Origin of the sequence: Phyllobacterium sp. A18/5-2 (genome assembly GCF_025452215.1) — a bacterium.
Classification (GTDB): domain Bacteria; phylum Pseudomonadota; class Alphaproteobacteria; order Rhizobiales; family Rhizobiaceae; genus Phyllobacterium; species Phyllobacterium sophorae.
In genome coordinates this window covers 450190-467473 of sequence record NZ_CP104966.1, presented here as the reverse complement: position 1 = coordinate 467473, position 17284 = coordinate 450190, and the positions used below count along the sequence as shown (strand labels likewise).

General features: G+C 57.9%; 14 protein-coding genes, 1 tRNA gene and 2 pseudogenes. 13 read left to right on the top strand and 4 right to left on the bottom strand.

Going from position 1 to position 17284, the window contains the following annotated elements; all coding sequences use genetic code 11:
* Positions 1–673, bottom strand: a pseudogene (locus tag N8E89_RS02330) (HAD family hydrolase).
* A 160-nt stretch (positions 674–833) separates the two neighbouring features.
* Here N8E89_RS02330 and N8E89_RS02325 point away from each other — a divergent pair.
* Genes N8E89_RS02325 through N8E89_RS02310 form a run of 4 tightly spaced genes read left to right on the top strand, consistent with a single transcriptional unit; the run spans position 834 to position 5581 of the window.
* Positions 834–2153, top strand: a complete 1320-nt coding sequence (locus N8E89_RS02325; protein ID WP_262261033.1) for an NAD(P)H-dependent oxidoreductase — start codon at positions 834–836, stop codon at positions 2151–2153.
* 59 nt (positions 2154–2212) lie between these two features.
* Positions 2213–3244 (top strand): thiamine pyrophosphate-dependent dehydrogenase E1 component subunit alpha, encoded by a 1032-nt coding sequence (locus N8E89_RS02320; protein ID WP_262261031.1) that lies wholly within the window; start codon positions 2213–2215, stop codon positions 3242–3244.
* A gap of 6 nt (positions 3245–3250) precedes the next feature.
* Complete coding sequence (locus tag N8E89_RS02315) at positions 3251–4249, top strand: alpha-ketoacid dehydrogenase subunit beta (RefSeq protein ID WP_113174237.1); 999 nt, start codon at positions 3251–3253, stop codon at positions 4247–4249.
* 3 nt (positions 4250–4252) lie between these two features.
* The gene (locus N8E89_RS02310; RefSeq protein ID WP_262261030.1) at positions 4253–5581 is read left to right on the top strand and encodes an acetoin dehydrogenase dihydrolipoyllysine-residue acetyltransferase subunit; all 1329 of its coding nucleotides are present in this window, start codon (positions 4253–4255) and stop codon (positions 5579–5581) included.
* Here N8E89_RS02310 and N8E89_RS02305 read toward each other — a convergent pair.
* The gene (locus tag N8E89_RS02305) at positions 5541–6200 is read right to left on the bottom strand and encodes a hypothetical protein (protein WP_262261029.1); all 660 of its coding nucleotides are present in this window, start codon (positions 6198–6200) and stop codon (positions 5541–5543) included. The genes N8E89_RS02310 and N8E89_RS02305 overlap by 41 nt on opposite strands.
* Before the next feature lie 172 nt (positions 6201–6372).
* Here N8E89_RS02305 and N8E89_RS02300 point away from each other — a divergent pair.
* The 5 genes and pseudogenes from N8E89_RS02300 to ptsP all read left to right on the top strand — a co-directional run bounded on the left by N8E89_RS02300 (position 6373) and on the right by ptsP (position 11097).
* Positions 6373–6808, top strand: a pseudogene (locus N8E89_RS02300) (transcriptional regulator GutM).
* A 42-nt stretch (positions 6809–6850) separates the two neighbouring features.
* Positions 6851–7609, top strand: a complete 759-nt coding sequence (locus N8E89_RS02295) for a PTS glucitol/sorbitol transporter subunit IIC (RefSeq protein ID WP_099998280.1) — start codon at positions 6851–6853, stop codon at positions 7607–7609.
* 21 nt (positions 7610–7630) lie between these two features.
* On the top strand, positions 7631–8647 hold the full coding sequence (locus N8E89_RS02290; RefSeq protein WP_106667722.1) for a PTS glucitol/sorbitol transporter subunit IIB: 1017 nt from the start codon (positions 7631–7633) through the stop codon (positions 8645–8647).
* A 33-nt stretch (positions 8648–8680) separates the two neighbouring features.
* Positions 8681–9058, top strand: coding sequence for a PTS glucitol/sorbitol transporter subunit IIA (locus N8E89_RS02285; RefSeq protein WP_106667721.1), 378 nt, complete (start codon positions 8681–8683; stop codon positions 9056–9058).
* Between the two features lie 44 nt (positions 9059–9102).
* Complete coding sequence (gene ptsP, locus N8E89_RS02280) at positions 9103–11097, top strand: phosphoenolpyruvate--protein phosphotransferase (protein WP_262261027.1); 1995 nt, start codon at positions 9103–9105, stop codon at positions 11095–11097.
* On the opposite strand, the gene N8E89_RS02275 is transcribed toward ptsP, so the two are convergent.
* Positions 11065–11820: a hypothetical protein gene (locus tag N8E89_RS02275; protein WP_262261026.1), complete on the bottom strand. Its 756-nt coding sequence runs from the start codon at positions 11818–11820 to the stop codon at positions 11065–11067. The genes ptsP and N8E89_RS02275 overlap by 33 nt on opposite strands.
* 196 nt (positions 11821–12016) lie before the next feature.
* Between N8E89_RS02275 and N8E89_RS02270 the strand changes: the two genes are divergently transcribed.
* The 4 genes from N8E89_RS02270 (at position 12017) to N8E89_RS02255 (ending at position 16721) form a co-directional block, all read left to right on the top strand.
* Complete coding sequence (locus tag N8E89_RS02270; protein WP_262261796.1) at positions 12017–13003, top strand: sugar-binding transcriptional regulator; 987 nt, start codon at positions 12017–12019, stop codon at positions 13001–13003.
* A 137-nt stretch (positions 13004–13140) separates the two neighbouring features.
* Positions 13141–13217 (top strand) — tRNA-Ile (locus N8E89_RS02265).
* An 836-nt stretch (positions 13218–14053) separates the two neighbouring features.
* The gene (locus N8E89_RS02260) at positions 14054–14509 is read left to right on the top strand and encodes a (2Fe-2S)-binding protein (RefSeq protein ID WP_106662654.1); all 456 of its coding nucleotides are present in this window, start codon (positions 14054–14056) and stop codon (positions 14507–14509) included.
* Between the two features lie 4 nt (positions 14510–14513).
* Positions 14514–16721 (top strand): xanthine dehydrogenase family protein molybdopterin-binding subunit, encoded by a 2208-nt coding sequence (locus tag N8E89_RS02255; RefSeq protein WP_262261025.1) that lies wholly within the window; start codon positions 14514–14516, stop codon positions 16719–16721.
* An 80-nt stretch (positions 16722–16801) separates the two neighbouring features.
* Here N8E89_RS02255 and N8E89_RS02250 read toward each other — a convergent pair whose 3' ends face one another.
* Complete coding sequence (locus N8E89_RS02250) at positions 16802–17200, bottom strand: hypothetical protein (RefSeq protein ID WP_113174244.1); 399 nt, start codon at positions 17198–17200, stop codon at positions 16802–16804.
* Between the last annotated feature and the right edge of the window lie 84 nt (positions 17201–17284).

Sequence of the window (17284 nt, the reverse complement as noted above, 5' to 3'; positions counted from 1 at the left end):
TTAGTCATTGGACGCCCGCATCCAGTAGGCGATGTCCGTCCAGTCGGCGAACACCGCTACTGCGCCTTTGTCGAGGAGGGCTTGCGCGTGGGTACCATAGGTATGCGCGCCGCCGGTGTAGCCTATAGCGGTCATGCCAGCGGCGACAGCCCCTTCGATGCCGAATGGCGAGATCTTCCATGACGACGCAGTCTTTTGGATCGGCCTTCATCTCGCTGGCGGCATGCAAAAAGAGGTCAGGTGCGGGCTTGCCGCGTTTGACCATGGAGGAACTGTAGATCGCATTGCCGAAACAGGCAGATAGCCCTGTCGTCTCCAGGCTAAAATGAATGCGTTCCAGCGACGAGGATGAGGCGACGCAGCGGGGTGTTTCCAACGTCTCAAGCAGTGCCCGGATTCCGGGTGTCGGCCGTAGTGACTGGCTGAACACACGTCTGGTTTCCGGCCAAAGACCGGTTTCCGCTTTATCCGAAAGCTGGTGGCCGGTGAGTTCGGCAATTCGCTTGATGATGTCGGACTGCTTCATGCCAATGCATTGCGCGATCGTACCTTCCGGTAGCGGCATTCCCTGATTGGCATAGACATTGTGATAGGCAACAGCTGCTAGGGGTTCGCTATCAACAAGCACGCCGTCGCAATCAAATATCACCAGATCAAATCGGTTCTGCAGCATTTTCGTCCCTCTTTATCATGCGCTTCACGGGCCTTTGCCCGCTCGTCCTTACCTTTCATATAGTGCACATAGGTCTTGACTAAAATACAAATGTTCAATATTCGGTGGTTGTGATTTGAACGGCTTCGAACACCGAATAGAGGCCGCGGAGGAGGGCATTATGGCTACGAATGTTGCATTGACGGGATTGGCACGGGACATGCAGGCGCGGGCGGAGACGGGCCGTCCGATCCGCATCGGCCTGATCGGTTCGGGCGAGATGGGCACCGACATCGTCACCCGGGTAGCGCACATGCCCGGCATCGAGATCGGGGCGATTTGCGAACTGAACCTGCAGGGTGCGCTGAAGGCGGTCGACATCGCCTACAGGCAAGAAGGCCATTCGCGCGAAGTCGCCACTGCCGCGGCGCTGTCCGCGGCGATGGAGGCGGGCAAGATCGCGGTCACCAATGATGCCAATCTCATCCTCGAGAACGGACTGATCGACGTGGTCATCGATGCGACCGGCGTGCCGGCGGTCGGGGCGGAGATCGGCCTTCGGGCCATGGAGCACGGCAAGCATCTGGTGATGATGAATGTCGAGGCGGACGTGACCATCGGCGCCTATTTGAAGAGCGAGGCCGACCGGCTCGGCGTCACCTATTCGCTGGGAGCGGGTGATGAACCCTCGTCCTGCATGGAGCTGATCGAGTTCGTCTCGGCCATGGGCCATCCGATCGTCGCCGCCGGCAAGGGCAAGAACAACCCGCTCAACATCGATGCCATTCCCGACGATTACGAGGAGGAGGCCGCCCGCCGTCACATGAATGTGCGCATGCTGGTCGAGTTCGTCGACGGCTCGAAGACCATGGTGGAGATGGCGGCGATCGCCAATGCCACCGGGCTGGTGCCGGACCGGCCGGGCATGCATGGCCCGGCGGCAACGCTGGAGCAACTGTCGAAGGTGCTGGTGCCGGAAAAGGATGGCGGCGTGCTGTCGAAGGCCGGCGTTGTCGACTATTCGATCGGCAAGGGCGTGGCGCCTGGCGTCTTCGTCATTGCCGACATGTCGCATCCGCGCATTTCGGAGCGCATGGAAGATCTGAAGATGGGCAAGGGCCCGTATTTCACCTTCCACCGCCCCTATCATCTGACCTCGCTGGAAGTACCGCTGACCTGCGCCCGCGTCGTGCTCTACGGCAAGGCCGACATGGTGCCGCTGGCGAGGCCGGTTGCCGAGGTCTGCGCGGTGGCCAAGAAGGATCTGAAGCCCGGCGATACCCTCGATGCGATCGGCGAATATTGCTACCGCGCCTTTATCATGACGGCGGGGGAAGCCCGCAGCGCCGGCGCCATCCCCTGCGGCCTGTTGCAGGGCGGCAGCGTCACCGCGCCGATCGCCAAGGGTGCGCTCATCACCAGCGCCAATGCCGTCCCGGCCGCGGGCTCGAAGATCGTCGAACTCAGGGCCCGCCAGGACAAGCTCGTCTACGGCGCGTGAGCGGCGTCGACGCATCGGCGCAGATACAAGATCAAGGCAACCAGACAAGGAGTGCCGACATGGCATCCGCCAGAAGTTCAAATGCCAAGCGACAAGATGATGGGAGCAATCTTCCCTTCGCGTTCCGGCATTATCCCCCGGAACAGCTGAAGGAAGCCCTGCGCAAGATGTACCTCATCCGCCGCTTCGAAGAGGGTGCGGAGGAATCCTATACGCGTGGCCTCATTCACGGCACAATGCATCTTTCGATCGGTCAGGAAGCCAGTGCGGTCGGCATTTCCCTGCCGCTCAGCGAGGATGACATGATCACCTCGACCCATCGCGGTCATGGTCATTGTATCGCCAAGGGCGCGGAAGTCTCGAAAATGTTCGCAGAGTTCTTCGGCAAGGAGACCGGATATTGCAAGGGCCGAGGCGGCTCGATGCATATTGCCGATGTCTCCAAGGGCAATCTCGGCGCCAACGGTATTGTCGGCGGCGGCATTCCGATTGCCGTCGGTGCGGCGCTTTCCGCCAAGAAACAGAAGAACGGCAAGGTTGTCATCTCCTATTTCGGCGACGGTGCCAACAATGAGGGTGCCTTTCACGAGGCGCTCAACATGGCTTCGGTCTGGAAGCTTCCGGTCGTTTTCGTCTGCGAAAACAATGGATATGGCATGTCGACTTCAACCAAGCGTTCGACTGCGGTCGCCAATGTCGCTGACCGGGCTGTCGCCTATAACATGCCGGGCGTGATCGTTGACGGTAACAATCTGTCGGATGTGGCCGAGGCCTCGCACGGAGCGGTCGAACGGGCGCGCCGGGGTGAGGGGCCGACGCTGATCGAATGCAAGACCTATCGTCACCGCGGCCATTCCAAGAGCGATCGCAATCGCTATCGCACCAAGGAAGAAATCGAGGACTGGATCACAAATCGCGATCCTATCCATCTTTTCGAAGATCAGCTGAAGGAATTCGGTTTCGTCAATAACGCCGATATCGAAGCGATCCGTGCGGATGCCGAGAAGGAAATCGCCGAGGCGATCGAGTTCGCCAAGAACAGCCCATCGCCAACCCTCGATAATCTGACACGCGACGTTTACACGGACTGAAATTAGATGAATGAGATAATCCGCGAACTGAGCTACTCGCAAGCGATCCAGGAAGCCATGGCGATTGCCATGGAGGCCGATGACCGCGTATTTCTGATGGGTGAGGATATCGGCGTCTATGGAGGTGCCTTTCAGGTCACCGGTGATCTGGTGCAGCGTTTCGGCGAAGACCGGGTGATGGATACGCCGATCTCAGAACTTGGCGGTGCAGGTGTTGCCGTCGGTGCGGCGCTGACGGGCATGCGGCCGATCTTCGAATTCCAGTTCTCGGATTTTGCCGCGCTGGCGATGGAACAGATCGTTAACCAAGCGGCCAAGATCCGCTACATGCTTGGCGGCGCAGTCTCGGTACCGCTGGTGATGCGGTTCCCGGCGGGCTCCGGCACGGGCGCGGCTGCGCAGCACAGCCAGAGCCTTGAAGCGTGGTTCGGCCATGTGCCGGGCCTCAAGGTGATCCAGCCTTCGACGCCTTATGACGCCAAGGGTATGCTGCTGGCAGCCATCGAGGACCCAGATCCCGTGATGATCTTCGAGCATAAGCTGCTCTATAAGATGAAGGGCCCTGTCCCAGAGGGTCATTACACCGTACCCATCGGAAGGGCTGCCATCGTACGTGAAGGCACCGACCTCACCATCGTTGCCTCTGCCATCATGGTGCATAAGGCGCTGGAAGCGGCGCGAGAGCTCGCAAAGGAAGGCATTAATGTCGAGGTAGTTGACCTGCGTACCGTGCGCCCGATGGACAAGGAGACGATCATCGCCAGTGTCAAGAAAACGTCGAAGCTGATGTGTGTTTACGAGGGCGTCAAGACGCTGGGCGTCGGCGCGGAAGTCAGCGCGATGATCGCCGAGAGCGAGGCCTTCGATTACCTCGATGCGCCAATCGTGCGGCTTGGGGGCGCCGAAACACCAATTCCCTACAATCCGGAATTGGAGAAGGCGACCGTGCCGCAGGTACCAGGCATTCTGAAGAGCGCCCGCGATCTGGTCAAAGGGGTTCGTTAGGCCATGCCAGTCGAAGTGATCCTGCCCAAGGTCGATATGGATATGGAGAGCGGCCAGATCTCGCGCTGGTACGCCAATGACGGTGACAGCGTGTCCAAGGGCCAACTGCTGTTCGAAATCGAAACGGACAAGGCGGCCATGGAAGTTGATGCGCCGTCCTCGGGGATATTGCGCGATGTGAAGCCGCAGGGCGCCGTTGTACCGGTGGGACAGGCGGTGGCGTGGATCTACGCCGAGGGCGAAGTCTATAGCACGGCGGCACCAGCCAAGGAGCCGGCCGAGAAACCTGTCATGGCCGAAGAAGCAAAGCCTGCTGTTCAACCGGCCGAAACTGCGCCGGTGAAACCTGATCCAGTCGCTACTGAGACCAATGGGGTTCGAGCTACGCCTCTGGCCCGGCGGATCGCCAGGGAAGCCGGGATCGATCTAAACTTCCTCAAGGGCTCCGGGCCGAAAGGCCGTATCCAGAAAAAAGACGTCGAGGGTGGTCTTGCCGTAACAGCGCCGGTTGTGGCCAAGCCATCAGCGCCTGCACGATCGCCTGTCGTTCAAAACGGCGATGCGCCGCTGCATGCGGTCTGGTTGCGCGAGGGCAATGGTTCGGGCCGGGCGCCGCTGGTCCTTATCCATGGCTTCGGATCCGATCTCAACAGCTGGCGTCCGATGCTGGGCGGCGGAACACTGGACAATCCCATCCTTGCTATCGATCTGCCCGGTCACGGCGGTTCGACGCACACTATTCCGGATGATCTCGACGGGATCGCCGCTCAGGTCGAGCAGACCATTGCTGCCCATCATTCGGGCGGGACCATCCTGGCCGGACACTCCTTTGGCGGCGCGATAGCCACGGAGATTGCTGCGCGCAGCAATCTCGACATCCGCGCCTTGACGTTGATCGCGCCGGCGGGACTGGGTCCGGAAATCAACGGGGCATTCCTTTCAGGATTTGTCCGCGCCCGCACCGAGCCAAGTCTCGTCGCCTGGATGAAACAGCTGGTGCAGGATGAGAGCCTGCTGACCAAGCCATTCATCAACGCGACGCTGGCGCAATCACAGGATGTGGCGTTGCGCGATGCGCAGCAGCTCGTTGCCGACCGGTTCTTTGCCGACGGCACTCAGGTTTTCGACATACGGCAAAGGCTCAGCAACCTCGCAATTCCTGTCCGCGTCATCTTCGGTGCTGCAGACCGTGTCATTCCTGCAGCGCATGCAACCGGCCTGCCAGGCGAGATTGCGGTCCATGTCTTTGCCGGGACGGGGCATATGCCCCAGCTTGAGCAACGGGAGAAAATCATGCGGATCCTGCGCGAGGTCTGCCAGTCGGCAGGGTAGGGCCGCCGGATTTTGGCGGGACCATCGCCCGTTGAATGGCGCTGCGGGCGGAAGCAAGGTTGGGCATCACCCAATTGGGTTCCGTACCAAGAAACTTGTCAAGAAAAGCAATGGCATAGCCCGGCATTTCCTGAACGTTTTCGCGGTAGGACCACCAGGTGCGCAGATCGTCGGCGCATTTATCGATCTGCGGCGCCGTACCGAATTCCTGCTCGCATATGGCGGCAATCGCCCCAACGCAGTAGTTGGTATAAAGGAAGCCTTCGGGCCAGAATGCAATGATATCCTGCATTTGGGAGGCTTGAGAATCGTTGCGCTTGGGTTGGCTGCGTACCTTTGCCGGTGCTTCTGTGATCAGTTCCTTGAGTACAAGGCCGGCAGCGAAGATAATGAAATCCTTGCGATCGATCTTGGAATAAGATTTCTGCTTCTCGACCGTCTCGATCCAATTGAGAAAGGCTCGTGTCAGCTTGGTTTCGTCGATGACGAAATGATAACCATAATGATCCGCTATAACCGCCGCATTCTTGCGAAAAGCCATGCGAAACCAACGCAGCCGGCGCAGGCGATGCCGTAAATCCGGCATGTGGACCAATTCGTCTCTAAAAAGAAAATCCATGCCTTCTCACTTTCGACTTTAGTGTCGTACGTCATACGCTTTTGCGCAGCATAAGCCAAGTTTTCAACGGTTCCAGAAATCATACATATTGACATTACAAAAAACAAATGTTCTATATTTTTTCGTTCGATCATAGCATATGTTGGCGGTCGGGCGTTGGGAGGTTGAAGACATGGCGATGTGGCAATGGGGATTGCTTGCCCTTGGTATTTTGTGGGCGCTGCAGTCACTGGGCGTCTGGTACCAGATGCGCCACTACAGCGACGTGATGAAAGGCATCACTTCCAAATATAATGATGGATTTGTCGGCGCGGGCAATGTTCGCGGGCGATTTGGCAAGGGGGTGATTGTTCTCATTCTCGTCACGCCAGATCTCACCATCCAGCGTTTTTTGGTTATGAGCGGCCGGTCGGTTTTTGCGAAATTCAAGCGGCGCACGGAGTTCGAGGGTATTTCGCTCGATGCAATGCGGAGGGATCCGGTCATGGCCGGTGTGGAGGAGCCCGCTCTGGCCAAGGCGGCAGAACGGGCGATTGAACAAATAGACAAGGCGAGGGGCAGAACCGGCGCGGCCGGGTCTAGTTGGGATCAAGGCAGTCAACGCATAGGGACGGCCGTTTCGGAAGGACGGTCGATTAGGAGGAGGGAACATGTCAATTCTAACAATGTTGGCGCAACATGCTGACATCGCCGCGCACCATATTTCGGTGGCGGGAGCGATGGTTTCGGATGCTGCGCTTCATGGCAAACAGGCCATTGACCATGCAGGCAATGACCTTGTGGTGCTGGCGCAGTCGACTGGCGACATTACTGTCGAAGAATTCAAGGATAAGCTGAAGAACGTCCAGCAGGAAGAGCAGCTTGGCTGGCTCACCAGCGCGGGTAAATATTTCATCGGTATTTTCCAGAAGGGTGGCGAGGTCTTTGCCGGCTTCGTTACGGGCATCATCCCAACCCTCGTTGTGCTGATGACGGCATTCTACGCACTGACAGAACTTGTCGGTGAAGAGCGAGTGCATGGTATCGCCCGCGGCGCAGGCCGTATAGCCCTGACGCGCTACACGGTCCTGCCAGTGCTTTCCGTTTTCTTCCTGACCAATCCAATGGCCTATACGTTCGGATCGTTTCTTGAAGAAAAGCACAAGCCAGCCTTCTACGATGCGGCCGTTTCCTACGTACATCCGCCGCTTGGCCTGTTCCCGCACATCAATCCCGGCGAATATTTCGTCTGGGGCGGTATCCTCGTCGCACTTCTCGAACTGGAGAAGAAGGGCGCTGTTCCCACCGGCTACCATATCAATGTCGCTATCTGGTATGCGCTCGTTGGCCTGGTGGTAATCCTGCTCAAAGGCATGCTGACCGAACGCATTACTGCGATCATGGCGCGCCGTCAGGGCATCGAGCTTTAATTCGGGGCGGGGAACAGTAAAATGTCAAAGACCTATACAGCAGTCAAAATCTCGAAGGGCTCCAATGGTTGGGGCGGGCCGCTTGTTATCCAGCTGACGCCTCAGCGTAACAAGGTTGTGTCCGTCACCGGTGGTGGCATCCATCCGGTCGCGCGCCGTATTGCTGAACTCACTGGCGGTGAAGCCGTCGACGGCTTCAAGGCGCCGCCGGTTGAGGGTGAAATGGGCGTGGTGGTTGTCGATTGTGGCGGCACCGCACGTTGCGGCGTCTATCCGCGCAAGCGTATTCCGACAGTCAATCTGACGCCGGTTGGCCAGGCAGGTCCTCTCGCCCAGTTCATCACCGAGGATATCTATGTGTCCGGGGTGAAGGAAGGCAATATTGAGCTCGCCGACGGATCGCAGCCTGCAGCCGTTGCCGGGGCAAGGTCAGATCCGACACCGGCTGAACTGGCAGCTTCGATGTCCAGCCGTACTCAGGCTGAATCGGACGCCGGTGAAGGCGGACTGATTGGTTTCATCAGTACCATTGGCCGTGTCATGGGTCGCGTGGTGGGCATTTTCTTCAATGCCGGACGGCGTACCATCGACCAGGTAGTGCGTAACGTTCTGCCGTTCATGGCGTTCGTCACCATGCTCATCGGCTTCATCCTCTATACCGGGATTGGCGATGTTCTGGCGCAACCTCTGGGACCACTTGCCAACAATATTGTCGGCTTGCTGGTCATCTCCGCCATTTGCGGCCTGCCCTTCCTGTCGCCCATATTGGGACCGGGCGCGGTCATTGCGCAGGTCATCGGCGTTGCGATCATCGGTCCGCAGATTGCCAATGGCACGATCTCGCCGGCAATGGCTCTGCCGGCGCTGTTTGCCTATAATACGCAGGTTGGCTGCGACTTCGTCCCGGTCGGTCTGGCACTGGGTGAAGCCAAGCCCAAGACCATCGAGATCGGTGTTCCGGCGGTGCTGATCAGCCGCCAGATCATGGGGCCAGTCTCGGTGCTGATTGCCTGGATTGTCAGCCTGATCGTATTCTGATCTTCAACGACCAAGAAAAAGAGGTTCGCCATCATGTCAGTCCTATTGAAAACACGGGTAACAGCCGTCGGACCTGAGGTGGCGGATCTCGCGGAGGGAGGCGTTGTCATCCTGTTTGCAGATGGCGCGCCGCCTGAACTTGCCGAAGTTTCGATCCTGCACAGCGTGGAAGGCAAGCCTTCCGACACGACGCCGCCCGTGGGATCGACAATTCAGATCGGCGATGTCTCTGCAAGAATCACCGGCATTGGCGAATACGCCTGGCAGAAGGTAAGAGACATTGGCCACGTGGTCATCACGTTCAACGGTTCAGACGAGGTTGAACGGCCGGGTGAGATCTGCGCCACGGAAATCGATACCGAACAACTGGTGTCAGCGCTGAAGGTTGGAACGACAATTACCATCGGGTAGTTATCTGAACCAGTAACAGAATGAACTGCCGAAGAGAGAACTGAATGGAACGCTCGACGATTGTGCGGGTGCATGACGGATTGCATGCGCGGCCAGCTACCCGGTTCGTCAAACTCGCCAAGAGTTTCGAATCGGATATCGAGTTGATCAAGGCGGACAAATCGGTCAGTGCCAAGAGCTCGGTCAAATTGATGCTGCTCGGCGTCAAGGAGAATGAGGAAATCACTGTTCGCGCAACGGGGGCAGATGCGATAGAAGCCATTGAGGCGCTGATTGGCTATCTCGAGAATCCGCGTTCCGGTACAGAAGAAGAGGGAGCTCCCTCGGTCGAGACAAAGTCGGCGGAACCTACCTCCAAGCCGCAAACGGCGCTCTACTCGGACGAGGCGAAAGCTGCGGGCAATATGCGGGGGGTCGCGGCAAGCGAAGGCTTCGCAATCGGACCCGCATTCGGCTTTTTTCCTGCAGAGATCAAACATGAAAACCGGCTGCTCGGTGCAGGAGAGATCTCGAATGAGATCGCACGGCTGAAGCAAGCGTTCGCCACGGTACAACAGCGTATGGATAAATCGCTGGCGACGAACAATCTGGCCGAGAGCGATCGCGGTATCATCGCGGCACTAAAAGACATTGCCTGCGACGACGAACTGACTGGTTCCGCCAGGGAACTTGTCCATGGCGGTATCGATGCGGTATCGGCGGTCATCGGCGCCACATCAAAAATCGCCGCCGATTTCGCGTCGATGGATGATCCTTACCTCGTTGCCCGCGCCGATGATGTGAATGCTGTTGGACGGCAGATATGCCTAGCGCTTCTGGGCCAGGACGATGCCAATCTCGATGCTGTTCCGGCCGGTGCCATCCTGATCGCCGAGGATATCGGTGCCTGGGATCTGGCTCGCGCGCCACTGAAACGCATTGCCGGTGTTATCTGCGGGCATGGCGGTGCCACCTCGCATGTGGCGATCATTGCACGTGCGCACGGCATTCCCGCTGTCCTTGGGCTTGGCCGCTCCGTGCACGAACTGCAAAATATCAAGACTGTGGCGCTGGATGGCAACAATGGCGATGTATTTGCCGATCCCGATCAGGCGACAGCCGATCGCTTCCACGAACAGATCGGCAAGGCGAAAACCGAAAAGCAGGCACTGCGGGCCTATAAGGATATAATACCCAAGCGGGCCGATGGCACCATCATCGAGATTGCCGCCAATCTGGGGTCGCTGGAAGAGATCGAAGCGGCCCAGGAAGCCGGCGCCATGGGTGTCGGGTTGTTTCGTACCGAGCTTCTGTTCATGCGGCACATCCATTTGCCTTCGGAAGATCTGCAGGCAGAGACCTATGCAACGCTGGCCAAGGCATTTGCACCCTATCCGGTGATTGTCCGCACGCTGGATATTGGCGGTGACAAGCCGATTTCCGGCATCGATTTCCCCGACGAAGAAAATCCCTTTCTCGGCTGGCGAGGTATCCGCATGTGCCTGGACCGGCCGGATGTGTTCAAACCGCAGCTCAGAGCGCTTCTGCGGGCAGCAGTGCACGGGAACATCAAGGTGATGCTGCCGATGGTTTCCGGCCTCGATGAAGTCCGTGCAACGCGCGCGCTGATCGAAGAATGCGCAAAAGAGCTGGAAGCCGAGAACAAGGCTTACGCCACGTTCGATCTTGGCGTCATGGTCGAAACGCCGGCGGCGGTGATGATCGCGCCAATGCTTGCCAAGGAAGTCGCGTTCTTCTCCATCGGCACCAATGACCTGACGCAATATATTATGGCGGCCGACCGGCTTAACCCAACCGTCGCCAAGCTCAACGATGTGACACACCCGGCGGTCATGGCGGCCATCGAGCTGACGGCGAAGGCTGGCGTTGAAGCTGGCATCATGGTCGGCATGTGCGGTGAGGCGGCCGGCCGTCCGGATCTGATCCCGGCATTTGTTGGGATGGGCCTGACAGAGCTAAGCATGAGCCCTTCATCGATCCAGCGCGCCAAGAAATGCGTTCTTGCGCTAGGGCAAGTGGGGGATCAGGAAGGCAAATAGACCGGAGAACGCCTCGGCCCGATCAGTCGCATGGATAGCTTGATCGAACTTGTCCTGTCTGGCCTGCAAGGCGAGGAGCGCGCTTTCGACAAGTCGCTCTTCACCCGGTTCATGGTCCGCATAGGTTGCAAGGCCAATGGCCAGAGCGATAGATGCAAAGCACAGATATTCAGCCTCAGTGTCCGGCTGCGCTTCGTAGTGTGCTGGCAATGTCAAAGGTTCAGTATGGTAGTGCGACTGCAGTTCGATCGCCATGGCAGCGCAGGCCGTCGATATATCGTCCAGCCCGCCATCTACCTTCGCGGCCCGCAAGAGTGCACCGTGTCGGCGAATCATTGCGCCATGGACACCGGAGAAGGTTGCTTCGTGAATCAGGGCATTGTTCGATCCGAGAACGCTGAACATGCGTTTGGTCAGATAGTAGATATCGCGGCGGAAAGGCGCTTCGCCCGTGCAGGTATCCGCCGGGAAGTAAACGTCGAGCCCGCGCGCTTCGATCGTCGTCGAATGCGCAGCTGGATCTTGTGATACGAGGGAAATTGAAACCGTTTCGGCAGCAGTTAGTGCCTTGTCAACTGCACGTGCGGCCTTGTCGAACAGGATGTCCGGCAAGGTCTGCGTCACTGGCTCGACCCCGTGACGGCTCGCCCGGATAAGGTGACGAACATCGCGCAGCCGGTCTTTCAGACTGACGACGATCTCGTTCGAAATATCCCGGATCATGTGGCAAACCTCTGCTCGCAAGTGGATAAGACTTTGTATCTGTTTTTCATGGCTTGCTAAACAACATTCTGGTGGAGTGTACTGGGAATAATGTGCTGGCATCGGCACAGCACTTGCTGCCGGTGGAACCGCAATCAATCAAAGGGGGAGACGATTGACCGATCGACGCAAGCGAACGAATGGTTCGACGAATAGTCTGCAAAAGACTCCTCTGGACGTGGGGCAGCCCGATACCAAGATCAGCCGCATGCGTATGCGCGCCGCCTGGATGTACTATATCGAGCAAATGACGCAGAACGAGATTGCGGAGATCCTCGGCGTCGGCCGCGTGACGATAGTACGTATGCTCGCCGAGGCGCGGGCTCGCAATGAGGTCAAGATCGGAATTCAGGGCTATCTTTCTGATCTGGTCGCGCTGGAAAGAAAGGTTGAAAAGCAATTCGGCCTCGACAAGGTGGTCATCGCGCCATTATCCCATCCGGACAACGACCCGATCCCGGCAATAGCTGCCGCAACTGGCGACTATCTATCCGGTGTCGTCAACAACGGCATGCGCGTCGGTGTCGGTTGGGGGCGGACGCTCCTCAACACTTTGTCCTATCTCGAAGCGCGGGCGCTTGAAAATTTTACGGTCATATCCTTGCTCGGCGGTATCAGCCAACCTCGCCGGTTCAACCCCGCGGAATTTGCCTGGCAATTTGCCCAACTGTTCCAGGGTGATGGTTATCTCATTCCTGCGCCTGCCATGGTCGACAGTATCGAGACGAAGACGGCGTTAATCGAGCGTTGCGGCCTGAAAAGCGTGTTCGAGATGGCCGAGGACCTTGATCTTGTGCTCCTCAGTGTAGGCGCAATAGAAACGGCATCGAGCACGCCTTATCACATCGGCTTTCTCAATGAGGGGCACCAGGCCTCTCTGGCGGAACGCGGTGCCGTGGGCGATCTGCTGTTCCATTTCTATGACAAACAGGGCCGTCTGGTCGACCATCCTATCCATGATCTCGTCATGTCCGTCGGCATAGATACGGTGCAGCGCGTGCCGGCGCGGGTCCTGACTTCGGGTGGCAAGGAAAAGATCAGGGCGCTATATGGCGCGATGACGCTCGTGCGCCCGACGGTGTTTATAACGGATGAGGAAAGCGCCCGGCGCCTGCTTGTGCTGGCCGAACAGGAAGAAGGTTGAAACTCCTGGCTGCTTTTCCGTTGGAAATCAGAGCATGAGGACAGGATAGACGAAGTCAGGGATTGCATTCGCGGTTTTTCCCGTTATTGATCGCGGCAGATGTGCAGGGCAGTACCCGGTACGTCGAATTTCAGGTGGGGCCTGTAGCTCAATTGGTTAGAGCCGGCGGCTCATAACCGCTTGGTTGGGGGTTCGAGTCCCTCCGGGCCCACCATTTCTCTAGCACGCGCCACGGACTGCCACACCATGATGTTGAGCAGGAGGTTCTACATCTGAAGAGCGGTCCCGTATCGGATCGGACTCTCGGCATTGACCGCCGCCCAGCTCAATTGTTGGAGGCTAGGACGAATACACTTGGTCCCGCAGCCATATCGGCTTCCAATTTGTCATAGAAGCCATCGCGGTCGTGCGGTTGCGAGATCGGCGGCCCCAATCACGCCGGCGTGACGCTCGAGACGGGCGCTCACCAGCGTTGGACGAAGCGAAATTTTGGGAATGTAAACGCACTGCGAATTTGATCGAGATATCCTTCAGCGGCGCATCCTCCGGACGAGGAAGCCGCTGATTCACTGTCTGAAGCTCAAAGAAGCCAGCTCAAGCCGAAAGCGATTGCGACACCGGCGGCGAAGATGCAGCTGTAAAGAAAATATGATCGATGGTGCGGCCACGCATCGTCATCATCTTCGTCAAGATCATCCGTTATATAAATGTCCTCGCGCCGCATGCCGGACTCCCGATAACAACCCACTCAACACTAAACCCTTTGAACGCCTTCAAGTTCCAACACCTGTGAGCAATGATGTTCCGTCACAGGCGATATATTTCTCCATTATGAACCATTCACTTCAAGGCCCTTTAAGCGTTGACGGTATTATAAAAGCTCTCCCCCAGCCGTAATCTCAAACATCTGCCTGTTGCGCCAGTCCATCCACGTCACCAGCAATAGCAAGGATACATCCAGGAGTAGGGCAAGAAATCGACCGGTCGTTTGGTGTCTCGTGTCGTGTGCCCAATCCTCATCATTCCGCCCCAGCCACCCTCGAGGAAGCCATGGCCCATACCATCAAGATCAATGGAACTGCTCATAGCGTCGACGTCGATGATGACACCCCCTTGCTGTGGGTGCTGCGAGATGTGCTCGGCATGAACGGCACCAAATTCGGCTGCGGAGCCGCATTGTGTGGCGCTTGTACCGTTCATATTGACGGCGTGGCGACGCGTTCCTGCGTCACCACGATCGACAGTATCGGTGACAGTGCGGTCACCACGATCGAGGCTATCGGCGAAACGCCGCAGGGAAAGGCTCTGCAGAGGGCCTGGCTCGATCTGGAAGTGGTGCAATGCGGCTATTGCCAGTCGGGACAGCTCATGTCGGCCGCAGCACTCTTGACCGATACGCCGAAGCCGACCGATGCCGATATTGACGGTGCAATGGCTGGAAATGTCTGCCGTTGCGGCACCTATCAGCGCATTCGCGCTGCCATCAAGCAAGCAGCGGAGGCCTGAGGTCATGAACACAATCGATTTGAACGTTCCCATTCTCGGGCAGAACAAGACCTCGCGCCGTGCCTTCCTGCAAGGCGGCGGCTTGCTATTGGGCTTCGCCATGACCGGCATGGGCAGCAAAACAGTGTTTGCCGCAACTGCGGCGCAAGTGACCGAAGCTGAAGTGATAGCGCCATTCGAACCTAATGCCTTCATCCGCATCGATCCCAAGGAGGTCGTGACGCTGGTCATGCCGATGGCTGAAATGGGCCAGGGTGTCTATACGTCCATGGCCATGCTCCTTGCAGAAGAGTTGGAAGTCGACCTTGACCAGGTGTTGCTGCAGCATGCCCCTGCCAATGATGCCCTCTACGCCAATCCGATACTCCAAAGCCAGACGACGGGTGCCTCAACGACGATCCGCGCGTTTTGGACGCCATTGCGTCAGGCAGGTGCGGTCGCTCGCAACCTTCTGATTACGGCTGCGGCCAAGAAATGGAACGTCGATCCTGCGACCTGTCAGGCCAGAAAGGGCGTTGTTTCCGATGCGTCTGGCTCGCTACACCTTGGCTATGGGGAATTGGCGGAGGAGGCGGCCAAGCTGCCAGTACCGGCCGCCGACAGCGTGGCGCTGAAGGATCCGAAGGATTTCACCCTAATCAGCACCAGGGCCAAGCGGCTGGACACAGCCATAAAAGTGGACGGCCGTGCTGAGTTCGGCATCGACATCAAGGTGCCGGGAATGAAGGTCGCGGCGATCGCCATCTCGCCCGTTTTTGGCGGCAAGCCCAAAACAGTGGATGACGCGGCAGCGCTTGCCGTCAAGGGCGTACATCAGGTGGTCAGGACGGACGAGGCGGTCGCCGTCATTGCCGATCATACGGGAGCGGCCAAGAAAGGATTGGCGGCGGCGGCCATCCAATGGGACGATGGTCCAAATGCCACGGTCAGCAGCGCTGACCTCATCAAGCAGCTTGACGAAGCGTCAAGGCAGCCTGGTGCAGTTGCACGCAATGAAGGTGACGTCGAAAAGGCGCTCGCCGGTGCGGCACAACGAATAGATGCCATCTATCAATTGCCTTTCCTTGCTCATGCGACGATGGAGCCGATGAATTGTACCGTACATGTGCAGAAGGACAGCTGTGACATCTGGGTTGGCACCCAGGTACCGACACTTGCCCAGGCAGCGGCTTCCAAGCTCACCAACTTACCTGTCGAGAAGGTGAAGGTACATAATCGCTTGCTCGGCGGCGGTTTTGGGCGGCGCCTGGAAACTGACGGTATTGTCCATGCCGTCAAGGTTGCCAAGCAGGTGGATGGCCCGGTCAAGGTCGTCTGGAGCCGTGAGGAAGATATCCAGCACGATATGTATCGCCCCTATTACTACGATCGGCTCTCCGCAGGGCTGGATGCAGATGGCAAACCCGTAGCCTGGACGCACCGCGTCTCAGGTTCTTCGATCATTGCACGCTATATCCCGCCGCTGTTCAAGGATGGACTCGACTTCGATGCTGTTGAGGGTGCTGCCGAGCCACCCTATGCCCTGCCAAACATCCATGTCGACTATGTGCGGGTCGAACCTGCCGGCATTCCGACTGCCTTCTGGCGCGGCGTTGGCCCAACTCACAATATATTCGTCGTCGAAAGCTTTATGGACGAACTTGCACATGCGGCAAAGCAGGATCCCGTCGCCTACCGAAAGGCGCTGCTCGGGCACAATCCGCGCGCGCTCGGTGTCCTGAACCTCGCCGCTGAGAAGTCGGGCTGGGGAACAAAGATGCCTGAAGGTCATGGCCGTGGCGTCTCGGTGCAGTTTGCCTTTGGTACCTATATCGCGCAGGTGGCGGAGGTGGAGGTCGCTGCTGATGGATCGGTCAAGGTCAATCGGGTCGTTTGTGCTGTCGATTGCGGCTTGGTCGTCAATCCGGACACGATCGAAGCGCAGATGCAGGGCGGAACGATTTTCGGTCTGACGGCGGTCTTGCACGGTGCGATCACGCTCAAGGACGGGCGGGTCGAGCAAGGCAATTTCGATACCTATTTGCCGATGCGGATCGATGAGGTGCCGGTGGTCGAAACGCACATGATCAAGAGCGCCGATGCACCCGGCGGCATAGGCGAAGTAGCAACGGCGGCTGTCAGCGCGGCGGTGGCGAATGCGATCTTCGCGGCCACCGGTAAACGCGTCAGGACCCTCCCGATTGATCCCGGCGTTTTGAAGAAGGAAGCCTGACCGGTTCCAAATCAAGTGGCGCTGGGGCCCTATGTCACGGACATGGGCTCCAGTTTTTCATGCTCGGCAGCTTGGAGAATTCATGCCTGTCTGGCTTCTCGAACCCCCACGACTTCCTTGGAAAATATTACGGCTGCGAACACAAGTGCGCCCGCGAAGGTGATAAGCGAGCCTATGCCGACAAGTGGCTCTAACTGGGTGTTGCCGAGTTCCATGAAGTATAGGGCGGGCAGCATGACCACCAAGCCAAATGTGTACATTGCGTAATGGACCATTGCCAGGCGCTTGTTTGCCTTGGAAGGATTGAGAGCATAGTACCCTCCAAAAATGGCACTCGATACCCAGCCGAGAAGGTTGACATGGGCATGGGCTGCTATCGTGGTGTGGTTTCCCGACATTCCCATCTGCAGGCCCACAATCAGGCCTATGATCAGCCATATGATTGCTGTTTTGAAAAACAGCTGAGAAATCTGTGGCATTTGCGGTTCCCCTCCGAACTGCGATTTAGTGATGTGGCGGAGAATACACGCGTGTCCAATGTCTTTCTAGCAGGCACATCTAAG

Excerpts from the sequence above, each read along its gene's own strand:
- N8E89_RS02325 (WP_262261033.1), top strand. The coding sequence starts at position 834 with ATGGCTACGAATGTTGCATTGACGGGATTGGCACGGGACATGCAGGCG.
- N8E89_RS02320 (WP_262261031.1), top strand. The coding sequence starts at position 2,213 with ATGGCATCCGCCAGAAGTTCAAATGCCAAGCGACAAGATGATGGGAGC.
- N8E89_RS02315 (WP_113174237.1), top strand. The coding sequence starts at position 3,251 with ATGAATGAGATAATCCGCGAACTGAGCTACTCGCAAGCGATCCAGGAA.
- N8E89_RS02310 (WP_262261030.1), top strand. The coding sequence starts at position 4,253 with ATGCCAGTCGAAGTGATCCTGCCCAAGGTCGATATGGATATGGAGAGC.
- N8E89_RS02305 (WP_262261029.1), bottom strand. The coding sequence starts at position 6,200 with ATGGATTTTCTTTTTAGAGACGAATTGGTCCACATGCCGGATTTACGG.
- N8E89_RS02295 (WP_099998280.1), top strand. The coding sequence starts at position 6,851 with ATGTCAATTCTAACAATGTTGGCGCAACATGCTGACATCGCCGCGCAC.
- N8E89_RS02290 (WP_106667722.1), top strand. The coding sequence starts at position 7,631 with ATGTCAAAGACCTATACAGCAGTCAAAATCTCGAAGGGCTCCAATGGT.
- N8E89_RS02285 (WP_106667721.1), top strand. The coding sequence starts at position 8,681 with ATGTCAGTCCTATTGAAAACACGGGTAACAGCCGTCGGACCTGAGGTG.
- ptsP (WP_262261027.1), top strand. The coding sequence starts at position 9,103 with ATGGAACGCTCGACGATTGTGCGGGTGCATGACGGATTGCATGCGCGG.
- N8E89_RS02275 (WP_262261026.1), bottom strand. The coding sequence starts at position 11,820 with ATGATCCGGGATATTTCGAACGAGATCGTCGTCAGTCTGAAAGACCGG.
- N8E89_RS02260 (WP_106662654.1), top strand. The coding sequence starts at position 14,054 with ATGGCCCATACCATCAAGATCAATGGAACTGCTCATAGCGTCGACGTC.
- N8E89_RS02255 (WP_262261025.1), top strand. The coding sequence starts at position 14,514 with ATGAACACAATCGATTTGAACGTTCCCATTCTCGGGCAGAACAAGACC.
- N8E89_RS02250 (WP_113174244.1), bottom strand. The coding sequence starts at position 17,200 with ATGCCACAGATTTCTCAGCTGTTTTTCAAAACAGCAATCATATGGCTG.